Raw genomic sequence first — 14,490 nt, 5'->3', positions numbered from 1 at the left:
GGCCGTGATCAACGAACGGCAGCGCAACCGGCTATTGGATGGCTTCGAAGGCAATTGACATCGACGAAGTGGGCGGCGATTGAGAAGCGCTCGCCCGATACCTCTCTGCGGGATTCAGGTCTGGTGGATTAAGGTATCCTCGTCAAGGACCCAGCTGGAGGCCGAAGCACGAGTTACTCCCTCATCTCCGCGTGAAGCTCGCGGCTGGATTGGGAGAGGAGATCAACTTCGCAGAGGCGTTTCTGGTTAATTCGGAAAATAGAATGGTGGTCATGCAACCATGAGTGCTTCGGCCTTCGAATGGGAAAAGTTATCGCAGTCTTCATGATTGCTGCTGGCTTCATGCTATTGCTGGTTGGCCTCATCGTGAAGAGGCGCCAGCAGCGTTCTGATGAGAGAGAGCAACAAGAGGAGGTAATCGACCAGACCCGGCCGCAAATGGCGCCGCTGCAGCGGATCTCGTCCACTGAGCGTCCGAAACAAGGGGACCAAGGCTGCCACAGCTAGTCGGCCCCTTTCAAGCCGCCATAGACTTGGTGGCCGGGAGAGCGATAGCGAGCAATGCGTAAACTGGAAGAAGACCTCCGCTGGGCGGCCGCCGGAAAGGGCCGCTTGCAAGACACGCGGAACACGCTCGAGCCTTTGAGTACTGTTCAGGATGGCCCGATCTTAATCGAGAAGATCAGTCAAGCTATGCTTTTCCGATAAAGCGTCGCCCGCCGGACATTGGCGGTGCGAACAACAATAGCGGCTCGAATATTTGGAGAGCGGGACCTATGTGACGATCCTGCAAGAGGGGAACGAGCTAGGCCTGGTGAAGGCTAAAAAACGAAAAGCCCCAGCACCTTCTGGGGGCCGTGGAAGCCGGGATGCTGGGGCCATCGTCGCCTTATCCGAGAGTAGCAGATGGATAGGCAACCTCATTGTGCATCGCCGATTCGATTCGTCAAACTGCCTCGGGATACTTATCTCCCGGGCATCCCGATCATCCAAGATCCCGCCGGAGCTTTGCCATCCAGTTCGCGGGGGACCTACAGGCCTTTCACGCCGAGCGCGATGACATCCGAACGGATCGCCGTGGACACCGGGCAAGTGGTCCTCACCTACTAAAGCACCAAGTGGAGCCGCTTGTCACCCGAGCGCCGGTCTTCGTCGCAATCGATCGAATCGCCTCACGGTGCGGCTTGCTCACCCCGTGATCGAAGACGGATCGCTGGCGAGCTTCTGTAGATATAGCGCGTACTCTCTTCCCGCCGCTCCATTCTCCCACGAGTTGGAGCCTGCGGGGCCCCAGTGCGGTTCATCGGACCTGCGAGATCCGGATTCGGAGGTGTGACTGATGTCGTCACCACAAGCGGCACCCACCTTGACTAAGTCCCGTATCGAGCGACCTGCGTCGCACCGCGCTCCCTCTCGGCAAAAGGATACTCTGGGTAGCCCCTAAAAGCGGCGCCTAACAAGGACTTGCAGAATGCAGGCGTGAGCTTGCCGCGGTGGATCACGACGTCTTCGTGGCCCGTTGCAGCTCGAGCATTCTGCCAGAGGCGATTGTAGCCGCGCTGTTCATTGGATTTCACGTGGCAAGCGGCGAACTCGGCGTCATCCAATGTCGCGAGCTGCCATGCAAATACCGGCCGCGTCGTATGGATGTGCACCCACATCGGACTCGGCATTGCACCATTGCCGAACGCCTTCGGCTGCAACTTGATCTCGAACAGCGTCCCTGGCTCGCCCTTCAACGCGCGCGGTGGCTCCAAGGGAGCCAACTCCTCGGCCGCCCGCAATTGTTCAAGGTACTTTTGTGAGGGGAAGGCGTAGGTCTTCATGCAATCGATCTCGATCGTAGCCTTTCGCGCCTTCAAAGCGTTTGCCTGCCCCTGAACCTCGGACAACATCGCCTCGAGGCGGACTATTTTTTCGTGCACTTGGGGCACTTGCACGGGCGTGAGCAGGCCCCGTCGACGAGGTTCCTGCAGCGCGGCTACACAGGCCTCAATCTCCGCGGTGTGGCTCAGCAGCCGCTCGACGACGGTGTCCACCACGTGATCGGCATCTTCGGGTTTCATGTGGCGCGCTTGCGAGACGGCCCGTTGCTGACTGCCCAGATCGAATTGCAAAAGTTCGTCCAATCGCTCAAGCGATCGTGTCAGTGCCGCCTTCGATGGCGGAGCCTGCCATATCTCCAAGCGTCCCGTCGCGAACGATGAAGGCCTCGCATGAGCCTCCTCGGCGGTCGCGAGTTTCTTCGTGCCCAGATCCGAGAGCACGATAACTTTGGCTGCTGGCGCCATACCGGTGTCTGCCGTAGAGACTTGCCGCTCGGGCTGCGCGGCCGCCGAACTGCCGGCGCCCGCGGCCGGCTTGCGCTTGCCCTTCCCCTTCCTGCGCGCTGCAGGGCGTTCGGCCGCTACAGCACTGCCGATTGTGTCCGCCGGTGTCGCCGGACCAGCCTCGGCCGGCGGCTCAATCATGGCTGGCGTCTTCGGCTGCACTGTCAGGAGACGCATCACCTCACGCGCAGTGACCCACGCGCCTTCCACGATCTGATCCAACAGCTCCAATGGAAGCGCGGGACCTGCTCCTTCATTCCTTAACTTGGCAACGACGTCGGGCAACGCCGATGCAAATTCCGATAGCCGCTCCATGACCCCTTCCAGAACGGCGTAGTGCTCTGCGTCGAGGGCTCGTCCTTTGCTGTTTAGAACAGCGTCGCCCGTCGAAAGGAACGCCGGAACAACATCCTCGATGAAGGTTCCAAGTAGACGTGTCCGACCGTTCTCACCCATGAGGATTTGCCTGACGGCCGGTTCGAGCGTGTTCGCCTGCGCCTCAATCATGACCCGCGCGAGTGCGACCTGCGATTGCAGATGCATGCACTTCGTATACAGTGCCCAGCCGGTGTGCAGTCGCAGTGCGGCCCGGTCGGCCTGTCGTATCTCGGCCGTTGTACTTGGCAAATTCGCAGTGGCTGCGCAGACGGACTGCATCCGCTCCGAGCGCAATGCCTTCTTCCCCCACCACTCCACGCAGGCCAAATAATGTTTCGCCACACTGGAAGCCGCTCGACTAAGCTGGTCGGGGGGAGCGCTGGACTGGCGAATCCGCTCGAGTATCTTTCCTGCATTCTTCCTGCTCTGCTCGAGGGCGTAGATCGTGGGAGTGGCCAGCGCGTTGCATTGGTCCCCCGCATCGAGCGTTTCGTCGCGAACTCGGCGAGCCTGATCGTCGGCCAGAACGCTGCGCGCCACATCTGGGGGCAAGCTCGCGAAGTAATCCAGAACTGTCGAGCCTGCCTTGACGAGCTGATCGATCAGCTCTTGCACCTCCGACGGGTTCTGGGCCTGCATGGCGGCAATGCGGCAAGCATCAAGTTCCTCAAGCAGGCGGCTCATCTTCCGCTTCGCTGTGTTGATCCCCTCATCGCTTGAGGAAAAGGGGACTGCCACACCCGAACCTGACGGCTGGCTCGCGAACATCGCCATTCCATCTTCAGGCGCAGAGCGCATCCGCTCCACGACGGAGTCGAAGAACTGGCTGCCTTCCGATGGGATGAGGCCGGGTTCCGCGCGCGAACTGCTCGATCCCGACGTGCTATCGGCTACTGCAGCTCCAACGTGCGGTTCGCCGGGTCGGCCAATGCCCGTCATGTTCCGTCTCCCATAGGGTCAACAATGCGCAGCCTCACTGGATAGACCGCCTGGCTGACGATTGGCTGACGAAGGGCGGCCTCCGGACGCACAAGAAAACCCGAGCCGCCCGGGTTCCAATTCCATGGAAGCTGCTGTGGTGCCGGAGACCGACGCTGGAAAGACCGCGACAGCTGCAGGATAGTCAGCGCACTGCATGACCGCAGCCTGGCGCTGCCTCGCCTTGACCACCATGGAGATTTGCGCTGGCAGGCTGCGCCTGCATCGATCGTGCCGGCGATCCTCAAGAACTCGGCCGATGCTGGCGGCTCTATCTATCGAACGCCTTGCCGAGGGCCGTTCCGAGTACTGAAGAGCCGCCACAAGGACGCCTCCATCGTGGAGCGGACTGGAGGATTGTGGTGAAGGAACGTACTGGCGGATGTCGATTTGCGGACCTTCGGGAGCCGCAAGCGTCTTGTCCGGGAAGAAGATACTGGCCTTCGACCGAAGAGTTTGCGGATCCAACGATCCGCGGATCCTGGCTGGATGTGGAGCGCCCGCCAGACTCTTGTTTTCGCATTCGAATTGAGCAGAACCGATTTGTTGCGCAACTCATTTCGAAATTGTGTGCTGAAGATGCCGTCATTTAAGTGTATGCAGAATACGATCATAAAAATACCGCAGCGAGCGTGCCGAGCACACCGAGCGTCAACCCGATCAGCGAACCTGCCGTCGGCACGTCTCGAAACAGCAGAAGCGTGAGAACCGGCTCCACCACTAAAATTGCTCCCACCGATATCGCGATAATTATCCAGATATTCTCAAGATGCATGTATCCCAGTGCATATCCGACGACGAGCAGAACGCCGCCGAAGGATATCAGCAGGAACATCGGCAGGAGCGTTGCCAGGTCCCCGCCAGCCTTTCCAAACTGCTTTGAGGCAATCAACTCTGCGATGATCGAAAGCGCTTCTCCAAAGAAAATCGCTCCGACCGCTACAGTCTTCAATGTTAAGCTCATCGCCGACGTATCGAACATGCTAGGTCAAAGGTAACTTCCAGTACTGGACTCATCTCTCGGCTGCCGTTGACAGCTGGAAATGCAAAGGCCCTTGGCCGGGCACCACTGTTCATCGCTCCTCGCAGGCGCTTCAACGCCTGCTGAACGCTGTCCAGTTCCCGCGATGAAGACATTCCTCACGCCGATCAACCCTCTGCTGTCCCCCCGACGAGAGATCAAAGAGCAAGACGAAACCGCGTAGCTCCGGGCGCCTGCCAAGCCGGAGCATCACAGCCTAAGCTGCAATCTGCACAGGAAGAGCGGAATAGCCATGCACAAAGTTGGACGCAATTCGCTCGGGTTCGCCGACAAGCTTGATCTCCAGCCGTGACTTCAAGATCTCTTCCCAGAGGATCTTCAACTGTAGCTCCGCAAGATGCCGCCCCACGCAGCGATGGATCCCGAATCCAAACGAAAGATGCTGGCGTACGTGCTTGCGGTCGATGACGAAGCTGCTAGCGTTCTCGATGACCTCTTCGTCCCGGTTACCAGAGATGTACCACATGACGACTTTGTCGCCCTTCCTGATTTGTTTCCCGCCTAACACGACATCGGCAGCGGCGTTGCGCCGCATATGTGCGATGGGCGTCTGATACCGAATAATCTCCGACACAGCGCTCGAGACCAGCTTGGGATTATCACGTAGTTTTCGCAGCTCGAAGGGATGCCGGTTCATGAACAGGAGCCCACCGGTAATCGAATTGCGGGTGGTGTCATTCCCACCTACGATCAGCAGAATCAGATTGCCGAGAAACTCACTCGGCTCCATGTGTCGAGTTGCAGGCGAGTGCGCCATCATGGAAATCAGGTCGAGACGCGGCTCGGCGTTGATGCGCTCGTTCCAAAGCCGCGCGAAACACGCCAAGCACTCGGACAAGATCGCGCTTCGTTTGTCCCAGCTGTCGATGGGCTGGCCAGCTTTCGGAATTGCAACAGCTACGTCCGACCAGTAGGTCAAGAGCCGTCGATCCTCAAATGGAAAGTCGAATAGCGTAGCGAGCATCTGTGTCGTCAACTCGATGGAGACCCTATCCACCCAATTGAAGGCATCATTGCGCGGCAAGCCGTCCAGAATCGTCGTGACGCGACGGCGGATCAAGCTTTCGAGCTTCGTCAGGTTTTCCGACGCCACGATCGGACTTACCGTATCACGCTGCTCGCGATGCTTAGGAGGACCCATCTTGATGAAGCTTTGAGTCCAGTGCTTGTCAGGCACGTCGACAATGGTGACACCCTGCTCCGACGAGAATGTCTTGTGATTAGTATCTACCTCTACGATATCTCGGTATTTCGTTACCGACCAATATGGGCCATAAGGGCTGTCTTGGCAGTAGTGAACGGGGTCTTCCCTTCGCAGCCGCTCGAAGCAGCCCCATATGCTGTCATCCTGGAAGCGCTTGGCTTCGCTTACATCCAGATTGCATAGCGGGATGCCGCACAAATGATCGGGCCTATAGTCTGCCAATCGCGCTTTCATGATCGTCTCCGCAGATTTTGCTCTCTCAAGAGCTTAGGGATCCACAGGTCGCGATCCATAGTTTCGAGCTGCCGTGGCGTTTTGGTTGCGAGCGGGTCGTCGCCCCAACAGAGTATCCCAAAGCGTGGGCAGTCACCCCTACCAGTTCGGGCAGGCAAGGATCGCATTGACTTTCTCACTCGAGCTGCTCCAGAGGATCGAGGAGACCATCCTCGCTACACAGACGTCGCCTAACGGTGGCTACATCGCTGTTCGAGCCACCAGGCAGGACGCCATGTGACCTCAGCTTCCCACTCCTTTAAGATAGCGCATGCAACGTCTTTCGCTCCTCACGGCCGCATTTGAAGGAGTTGCTTAGCCGCAGGATCGTGCGGGACCACCACCCGCGCTGATCGTCGTCGACGAAATCGGTCACCGCCGCTCCGCCGAGAAAAGCCGATATGTTCTTCAATATGGCAACTAGCCTGCTTCATCCGCCGTCCTGACCAGCAACTTGCCATTTGAGCGCGACAGGAACTTTTGCGGACGATCGCCGGCAAGGGCTGCGATGCTCGATCGCTTGTCCATCGCGTTCATGACGCCCGAACCGTTCGCGAGGGCTATCGCCTGCGCCACACGTAGCAATAAAGGTCCGGAACCCATGCCGCCATCGGGATGGCATTCAGGATGCCTCCGGTTAGATGCAGGTTCCGCGTCGCCACGGCTACGGGAGCACCTCCGCAACCCATCTAGCGAGGACACCGAGCCCAGCATCTGTTGTGTGCTGACACAAAACGAGGATGTTAGTGAAAGCCAACTGTGCTGAGCGGCGGTCAACGCGTAGAGAGGGGGAAGTCGACACGCCAGACTGGTCCCACCTTCGGCAGCGGCTTATCGAACCCGGCGCATTGTTGGCGATGAGCTAGCATGGTCTAGGTCATTTCGCCAACGCGCCTATCGTGTAATTGTAATCCATGAGAAGCAAAGCAAGCCGCCGCGCAGCGAACGCTGGGCTCCTTCCCCAGCAATTTCTTGCTCCGGCACCTGAAAGGACCAGACAGAATGACGGCATATCCCATGGTGTTACAAAGCTTACGCGCCGCCAATCCTGGTCGTCGGGTACTGGAGATAACCACGACCGCAGGATGCATCGTCCGGTGCTCTTATTGCGCGCAGGACAAGTTCGCCGATCGCCAAAGACCCGTGTCTCAAGCCAAGCACCTGGGTCTTCAAGATTTCGAGCGATGTCTGGCACGCCTACCAACGGATACCGACATCAGTTTTGCCGGCTACTCGGAGCCTTGGCTGCATCCGGAGTGCACCAGGATGGTTGAGCATGTTTACGCACGCGGCCATGATATCCGGATTTTCACGACCCTTGTCGGAATGAACGGGAGTGACGTTCGGCGCTTGCAAATGCTTCAGCTCAGCGCTTTCGTCGTCCACGTTCCTGATGACGGCACTTACATGAACAGCCGCCTCGTCGGAAAATCCTATCTCAATGTCATGCGCCGGCTGGTTGAAGCGAACATTCCGTCAATTCGATTCGTCGTCCTGGGCAAAGTCCATCCCGATCTCGCGGACATCATTCCCGCCAAAGCGTTGGAGCGCTTGCGGCCGCTGAGTAGCCGGCGAGGACGGCTTGATCTGAATACCATCAAACCACGACAGCCGATCGTCGGAACCTTGACGTGTATTGGCAAACAACAATATCGGAATGTCCTTCTCCCAAACGGCGACGTTACTCTGTGCTGCATGGATTTTGAGCGGCGTCATGTACTGGGCAACCTTCTGCGCGACGAATACGAAGACCTCTTTGAGGGACCAGTCTTTCGGGAAGTCGTCGATCGCATGAACGGAATGGACGGCTTTCTGCTCTGCAGGATGTGTGAGTATGCCAATCCGCAGACGTCGGGAGGCTGTATGGACGCCGACCAACAATCGTGAGGACAGGACCGCGCGAGAGCAGACGTCAAGAATTCTCTGTGGAATGACACGCGACCCGTAGCCAATTCGCTCGTCACCTGCCGGAAATGGCCATACCGATGGGAAACCGCCGGATCGGATATCAACTGACACCAGACGGATCAGAGCCGCGCTTCAACGAGGTGAACCAGTTGAGAGCCTGCTGTGTAGAGGGCCTCACGGGCGGCACGAAAGCGCCGATGTTCAACTGGCGCAACTGGAAGTGGTAGATCCTTCTCCGCAAGACGGCCAAGGACGTAGGAGGCCAATACACGGCCGAAGACGGTCCCAGGTGCGATCCCGCGCCCGTTGTAACCACCGAACGTGACCACGTTACGGTCGAGTTTGTGAAAGCGCGGCAGGTGGTCGGAAGTCATCCCGATCATCCCGAACCAGCCGGTTTCGAACTCGAGGTCACCGAGCTGCGGAAACAGCCTACCTAGCGACCTCACCGCCCAGGCGCGGTGAACCAAGGCGCCGACACCCTCCAGAGCGCCGACGCTGCCGAACACCAGACGGCCCGACCGATCGAAGCGAAACGAGGAAAGGACCTCGCTGGTGTCCCATGCTCCTTGCCGTTCCGGCAAGATTGAGGCCCTTAGATGGTCTGACAAGAGCCGCGTAGCCAAATTGAAATAAGGTAGGCGGATCTGCTCCCGCTGAACCTGAGGCCAAGGGGTTTTGCCGTAGGCGTCGGTGGCGACGATCACCCAATCAGCACATACAGATCCCATTGCTGTGCCTGCCCTCCAGCGCAAACCCATGTCGCTCACTGTGAGGACCTCAGTCTGGGTGGATATCTTCGCGCCCGCTGCAAGCGCAACGCGTGCCAAGCCGCGCGCATAGGCCAATGGCTGTATTGTACCGGCGCGCTTGTCTAGCAGCGCGCCGGTGTAGTTGCCACCGCCAATCTTTCTGCGCGTCTCCTCCGCATTAAGCACCGCGACCGGAGCGCCGAGCTTCTGCCACTGTTCAGCACGTATCTGGATTTCTTGGAAGCCCCTGCGGCCAACCGCGCAATGTAGTGTCCCCGCGCGTTCAACTTCGCAGTCGATGTCGTGTCTCTCGATCAGTTCAAAAACCTCTTGCGGTCCCCCACCCAGTAATTCGATGAGCCGCTCTCCAAACGGAGGGCCGAGCGTTCCTGAGAGCATGTCGGGCATGATCCACATGCCCGCATTGACGAGCCCGACGTTGCGCCCGGAACCACCGAAGCCAATTTCGGATGCCTCCAGTAGGATAACGCGCGCGCCACCCTTCGCGAGGTGAGTAGCCGCAGAGAGCCCAGTATATCCACCGCCGATGACAACGACGTCGACTCGCGCATCGCCCACGAGAGGACCCGTATTCGGCGGCGCTGGTGCCGTCAGCTCCCACAAGCCGTGCGATTTAAGATCGCCCTGCATCCGACGAACTTGTCCTGCCCATGATCATGAATGACATCGGCCTACACATCATGACAGCCGCAGAAGGCAACTCAAAAATTGTGCACTCGATTTACCCCTCAAAGGGCGTCCTGTGACGCAACAGGAGCATTGCCCAACTTTCCGTTTCTCATGATGTCATTCAATCTGATCGACCGGCCTCCTAAGATCGATTTGACGCAAATCAAGGACAGCGAGCGGCGTACATAGGCTTCCTCGGCGCAGCACACACCACGCATTGCAGCTTAAGCCTTCAGTTGAAGACACTCAATTGTCATCCGGCGCTTTCTTTGGCGGCATGAGCGAGCGATGCTGCAGCGCCTCGGAGAAGAAGGCACTTGCCGGCTATCATTCATCCTACTTTCGCTCGGCCACGTCAGGTTTTGGAAAGCTAACGTGAGTAGCGAGAGAACGAGCGACCGATGCTGCCAGCGGACTAGATTATGGACCGATTCAACACGATCAACCCAGCCGATAAAGGTCCCGCCGCGTCCGATGCCACCGTGGAACAGCCGCAACAGCCACGAGCGGCGTTCGAGCAACACCTGGGAGAAAACGCGACAGCTTGGCCCGACATATCCTCACAGGGATCGTTATGATATCACTGAGGAAGATGATCGCCTCATCCAGGCGGCGTCTGGCGCTACCCTCGAGCGAGGGCCACCGCCGAATGCCACCACCGTCGAATTTTATGATCGCCGGCTTCGCAGGCTGGCCGAGACGCTCAAGCAGTCTGGCCAATCGATCGCCAGGCTCGATGACGATACATTGCTCGACGACGCCAAGAAGCTGCTGCCAAACGACAAAGTCATCGGCCCCGCTTTATCAATGGTTAGCCAATTTCGCGAGCCTGACCCCACCGCTCGGCCCATCACAAGTCATTACCGTCCATCCAAGGAAGACGACCAGTTCATCAGGAAAGCCGCCAAGGCAGGTTTTGGTCGACCGATGGACGGAAGAAATGCCGGAAGTTATGCTAGTAATCTTCGGAAGCTAGCGGAGGCACTCCGACCCTTGTCGATTGCTAAGCTCAGTCACGACACCCTGCTTGGCCATGCCGACACCTTGTTTCCGAATGACAAGAAACTCATCTACGCGTTGAATAGGCTGCGCGACTACCGCGCAATCGTCGGGCAAGACAATTCGGGTGGCGAAGGAAGCACCTTGCGTCTGCCGACTCAGCCGGCCGCCGATTTGCCCGCGCAGCTTCTCGATCATGAGCCGCCTTTGGGGAGCACCGCGGATCGGGGCGCCCCATTGCGGGCCGATGGTTTCAATGCTCCGCAGGTTTGGCAGGGAATGGGTTTAGCCGCTTATTCGCCCGCGCAACGTGTCACCCAGGAAACGGTTTTCGACGCTATGGCCCGAAGCAGCATGCTTCCGGGTGCCAGCTTCGATGCGCCAGAGCAAATGCGTTCCGCCACCCCCTCGCCCAGGAAGCGCTTTTCGAGACCGCGGATCGCGAGGGTCTGCTGCCAGCCGCGCCTTTCAATGCACCGGCGCTTTGGCCAACAACGAGTTCGCTCGCCCACTCGCCTGTGCAAGTTGTAACTCAGGAGGAGCTTTTCGATGCCACAACCCGACAGCCCAGCTCGCTGCCGCGGAATCCCGGCTCTGAAGAATACGTTGGACGGATGATGGTCGGGATGGTGCAGCTCCGGGCCACACTTGATCCGACGTCCCCCGCAGCCAGCGAGAGATTCGATGCTTCCTTGGCCGTTCCCGAGGATTTCTACCATGGCAGCCAGCCCGCGCCGGATATGATGCGCTTCAAGCTGAGCCGCTGGGGTCTGTTGCCAGATGCAACACAGCGGGTAAAGACCTACGAGATTCGCGGTGAACGCTATACGGCCGTGTTAGGACCAAAAGGGCGCGATGATGTTCAGCTCATCCATCTGAAGTCTCCTGCTGTCGGCGATACATTTGATGTTTCGTTCGCCGTTCCCAAAGACTTTTCTCACCGCACCCAGCTGGCTCCCGACATGATGCTGTCCAAACTGGGGAAGTGGGACTTCTTGCCTGACGCTGAATATCCGGTCATGAACTACCAGATTGGCGGCGAACGCTACACGGCTGCGTTGGGACCGAGAGGATCCAACGACGTTCAACTCATTCATCACCCGCGGCTCGCTTTGCTGGGTGACGCCGCCGTTACGACGCCGACGGTTCCCCCAGATCGCTACGGCACTCTTGCGGCAGGGTTTGAACCGCGCCTGTCGTTCTTATTGCGAAAGGACGCTCCTTCGTCGCTTGCACCAACCTTCCACTGCCGTCTGCCGCACCGGCATCGGCCCATTAGCCGCCCCCGCAAGTGCCTGAACTCGGACAGTTGTTCGGCGATGACTGGAGGCACGGCCTCCGAGAGGCTTCGCCTGTCGTGATCGACGTGCTCAAAAACCTGGCTCTTCTGCCGAGCCAGGATGTCCCAATGACCCGTTTTTTGATCCACGGAGAATCCTACACGGCCGAACCCCTACCCGGACGCCGCGTTCTTCTCTTCCATCGGCCGCAAATTGGCTGAGCGAGGGATGCCTCGGCAGCTGGGCTCGAGCGACCACACCCGAAACCACGTCAGATCTTTTGCTTTCCAGAGATCCTGCAACTACATCCGAACGACGCTAGAGGTTCCAGCATGATCTCCGGGTGGATGTATCAATCGCATTGTGGCCGCGTGCGGCAGCACGACACTTTCAGGGGTTCTGATGCTGGCTGAATGCCTTTGCAGGGACAGCTTGGCGAGCTACTCGCATGTAGAACTGAAGGACTCAATTGGAGGTAGGGTCAGCGTCTGCCGAACCTGAATGCGTTTCCCGGCACGCCCACCATCAATGGGGACTGTCGCACGACCTCCATCGCATGGGAGAGAGCGAGATCTCCTTCTTGCCGGTGACCTTGCGACGCGCACTCTCTTCGAAATCGAACCATAGTGAAGAACGGGCGCTGCGCATAGACCCAACACACCGATCCCCAGTTTTTGGGGTGAAGTCCCGCGAGATAGAGCCTTGTCTTACGAGTCACAGGCATCGACCCGCAGGATGCAGGTATAACGGGTCAACGTCTAGGGTGTTGAGCGGAAGTCGCCCCACATCGATCAAAAGTCATATGGATGATTATTGCTATACGCCAGCCAAAGAGATTCCAGCACACAGTCGCTCGTTGATCTGGTGGTCGAGACACCATCAACAATTGCTTGACCTAGACCGCTATAAAATCTGCAATGACAGCTTTTCCCGCGGGATCACTTGAAACTCCGAGCGATCGAAATTGGAATGGCTTGCAGTCAACGCCCACTTCCGTCCTGCTCATGCTCAGACCACCGCGTTCGTTTGACAACGTTCTATGCCTGAAATCGGACAGGGCGCCACGAAGCGCGGCGCGGATCACGTAGTCTCACTCACTTTAACAAAGGCGGTAGACATGTCTCATTGGCACGTGGATTGCTGGGGAGATGGCACAGCGTGCCGCTCGCTTGAATCGCCAGGTAGGAGTTCGCAGACGTAGGCTGTCTGACCTGGCAACGAAGGTGACAGCCCCCTAATTCGAGAAGACCATGACAAGCATGCACCGCGGTCACCCGCAGAAAACGCAATATCACAATGCGCTCTTCCAGCCTTCTCATATGTCATCCAGCGCAATGATTGCGCTTTCTAGAAGACGAATCCGCCGCATTTGCGATGTGGCCAGGATATCCGCTCTTCATCAATGACGCGCATTAGCGCTCGTATAGGCACCAAGGACAACTATGAACGCTTCGCCAGAGATGATCCCGCAAGAAGCTGACGTCAAGCCTGTCACTGGGGATAACCTCCCACCGCTGCTCACTGAGATCCGCGCTCGTCGAAACAAGTTCGCCACCGCGCAGAAAATTCCAGACGACATAATCGAGGGCTTCAAGCAAATTGGCGTCTATCGGGCTATGGTCGCCAAGCGCTTCGGCGGCGAGGAGCGAACGCCGGCCGAGTTTTGCCGCCTGATTGAGCGCATTTCCGAGGTGGACGGCTCGGCCGGTTGGGTCGCCAGTTTCGGCGATGGGGCTTGCAATCTCGCCGCTCTTCCCGAAGAAACGCTCGGCAAAATCTATGCGAATGGACCCGACGTGGTGTGCGCAGCCGCGTTTTTTCCGCTGCAGCCCGCCAGGCGAACCACCGGCGGATTTGTCGTGAACGGCGTGTGGCCATTCGCTAGCGGTTCGCCCGGCGCGGCTTTGATCGGCGTCGGCATCACTGTGGAAGACGACCCTACCGGTGGCCTTCCGCGTGTAGCCGTAGTGCCGGCCGAAAAGGCGACTATCCGCCCCAATTGGGATGTCATCGGCCTGCAGGGAACCGGCAGCCACGACGTGGTTTTCGAAGATGTCATCGTGCCGGAGGAATGGACCCTGATCCGCGGCGGTTCGCCGACACTCGACCGGCCGATCTACCGTTATCCGTCAGTGGCCTTCGCCGCCCAGGCGCATGCGGTCGTTGGCATTGGTATTGCGCGCTCCGCGCTGGACGAGGTGATCGCGATGAGCAGGAGCCGTCCCTCGATCACTGGAGCGCCCGTGATGGGAGAGCGTGGCTACATCCAACTGGAGACGGCCAGAGCCGAAGCCAAACTGCGCTCCGCGCGGTCCTTTTTCTATGAGGCTACCGAGGAGCTGTGGAACGAGGCGCTCAATGGCGCCATAAATCCGAACACGGCGACGCTGATGCGGCTCGCCGCGACCAACGCCGCACTACAAAGCGCCGAGGTCTGCAAGATCGCGAGCAGCCTCGCCGGAACTGGCTCGCTGTACACGACGAGCAATCTGGCGCGTGCGATGTGCGACAGCTTCGTGGTTGCGCAGCATGCGGCTTTGAATGTGGGAACACTTCAGCGTGCCGGCCAGTTCCTGCTCGGAGGTCCTGCGCAGCCGGGCTTTCCATGAACTGGTTCATCCACGAGCATTTTCGCACGAACCACCGCGAAAAGAGC

Annotated in this window: 9 protein-coding genes; 4 read left to right on the top strand and 5 right to left on the bottom strand. The window is 58.6% G+C overall.

Annotation, left to right across the window (positions count from 1 at the left end):
* Nucleotides 1–1,370: 1,370 nt before the first annotated feature.
* From ACVWY5_RS05270 to ACVWY5_RS05255, 4 genes are all read right to left on the bottom strand, one after another.
* Nucleotides 1,371–3,647: a hypothetical protein gene (locus ACVWY5_RS05270; protein WP_028336656.1), complete on the bottom strand. Its 2,277-nt coding sequence runs from the start codon at nt 3,645–3,647 to the stop codon at nt 1,371–1,373.
* A 649-nt stretch (nt 3,648–4,296) separates the two neighbouring features.
* Entirely contained in the window at nt 4,297–4,668 is a 372-nt protein-coding gene (locus ACVWY5_RS05265) for a hypothetical protein (RefSeq protein WP_321177030.1), read from the bottom strand.
* Nucleotides 4,669–4,924: 256 nt separating this feature from the next.
* Nucleotides 4,925–6,166: a cytochrome P450 gene (locus ACVWY5_RS05260; protein ID WP_051376287.1), complete on the bottom strand. Its 1,242-nt coding sequence runs from the start codon at nt 6,164–6,166 to the stop codon at nt 4,925–4,927.
* Between the two features lie 459 nt (nt 6,167–6,625).
* A complete protein-coding gene (locus ACVWY5_RS05255) occupies nt 6,626–6,808 on the bottom strand; it encodes a hypothetical protein (protein WP_321177029.1) in 183 nt (60 codons plus the stop codon).
* 399 nt (nt 6,809–7,207) lie between these two features.
* Between ACVWY5_RS05255 and ACVWY5_RS05250 the strand changes: the two genes are divergently transcribed.
* Complete coding sequence (locus ACVWY5_RS05250) at nt 7,208–8,092, top strand: radical SAM/SPASM domain-containing protein (protein WP_028336659.1); 885 nt, start codon at nt 7,208–7,210, stop codon at nt 8,090–8,092.
* A 140-nt stretch (nt 8,093–8,232) separates the two neighbouring features.
* Here the strand turns inward: ACVWY5_RS05250 and ACVWY5_RS05245 are convergent, their stop codons facing one another.
* The gene (locus ACVWY5_RS05245; RefSeq protein ID WP_028336660.1) at nt 8,233–9,516 is read right to left on the bottom strand and encodes an NAD(P)/FAD-dependent oxidoreductase; all 1,284 of its coding nucleotides are present in this window, start codon (nt 9,514–9,516) and stop codon (nt 8,233–8,235) included.
* Between the two features lie 513 nt (nt 9,517–10,029).
* On the opposite strand from ACVWY5_RS05245, the gene ACVWY5_RS05240 reads away from it, so the two are divergent.
* The 3 genes from ACVWY5_RS05240 to ACVWY5_RS05230 all read left to right on the top strand — a co-directional run bounded on the left by ACVWY5_RS05240 (nt 10,030) and on the right by ACVWY5_RS05230 (nt 14,443).
* Nucleotides 10,030–11,085: a hypothetical protein gene (locus ACVWY5_RS05240; protein WP_038377795.1), complete on the top strand. Its 1,056-nt coding sequence runs from the start codon at nt 10,030–10,032 to the stop codon at nt 11,083–11,085.
* Between the two features lie 161 nt (nt 11,086–11,246).
* Entirely contained in the window at nt 11,247–11,915 is a 669-nt protein-coding gene (locus tag ACVWY5_RS05235; protein WP_321177028.1) for a hypothetical protein, read from the top strand.
* 1,361 nt (nt 11,916–13,276) lie between these two features.
* The gene (locus ACVWY5_RS05230; protein ID WP_028336661.1) at nt 13,277–14,443 is read left to right on the top strand and encodes an acyl-CoA dehydrogenase family protein; all 1,167 of its coding nucleotides are present in this window, start codon (nt 13,277–13,279) and stop codon (nt 14,441–14,443) included.
* The last annotated feature ends 47 nt before the right edge of the window (nt 14,444–14,490 follow it).

This window comes from Bradyrhizobium sp. USDA 3256 (assembly GCF_054058275.1).
The sequence above is the reverse complement of the archived record's forward strand: the minus strand, read 5'-3'. Positions and strand labels throughout refer to the sequence as shown.

Coding starts and splice junctions, on each gene's coding strand:
- ACVWY5_RS05230 (WP_028336661.1), top strand. CDS start 13,277: ATGAACGCTTCGCCAGAGATGATCCCGCAAGAAGCTGACGTCAAGCCT.
- ACVWY5_RS05270 (WP_028336656.1), bottom strand. CDS start 3,647: ATGACGGGCATTGGCCGACCCGGCGAACCGCACGTTGGAGCTGCAGTA.
- ACVWY5_RS05260 (WP_051376287.1), bottom strand. CDS start 6,166: ATGAAAGCGCGATTGGCAGACTATAGGCCCGATCATTTGTGCGGCATC.
- ACVWY5_RS05250 (WP_028336659.1), top strand. CDS start 7,208: ATGACGGCATATCCCATGGTGTTACAAAGCTTACGCGCCGCCAATCCT.
- ACVWY5_RS05240 (WP_038377795.1), top strand. CDS start 10,030: ATGCCACCGTGGAACAGCCGCAACAGCCACGAGCGGCGTTCGAGCAAC.
- ACVWY5_RS05255 (WP_321177029.1), bottom strand. CDS start 6,808: ATGGGTTCCGGACCTTTATTGCTACGTGTGGCGCAGGCGATAGCCCTC.
- ACVWY5_RS05265 (WP_321177030.1), bottom strand. CDS start 4,668: ATGTTCGATACGTCGGCGATGAGCTTAACATTGAAGACTGTAGCGGTC.
- ACVWY5_RS05245 (WP_028336660.1), bottom strand. CDS start 9,516: ATGCAGGGCGATCTTAAATCGCACGGCTTGTGGGAGCTGACGGCACCA.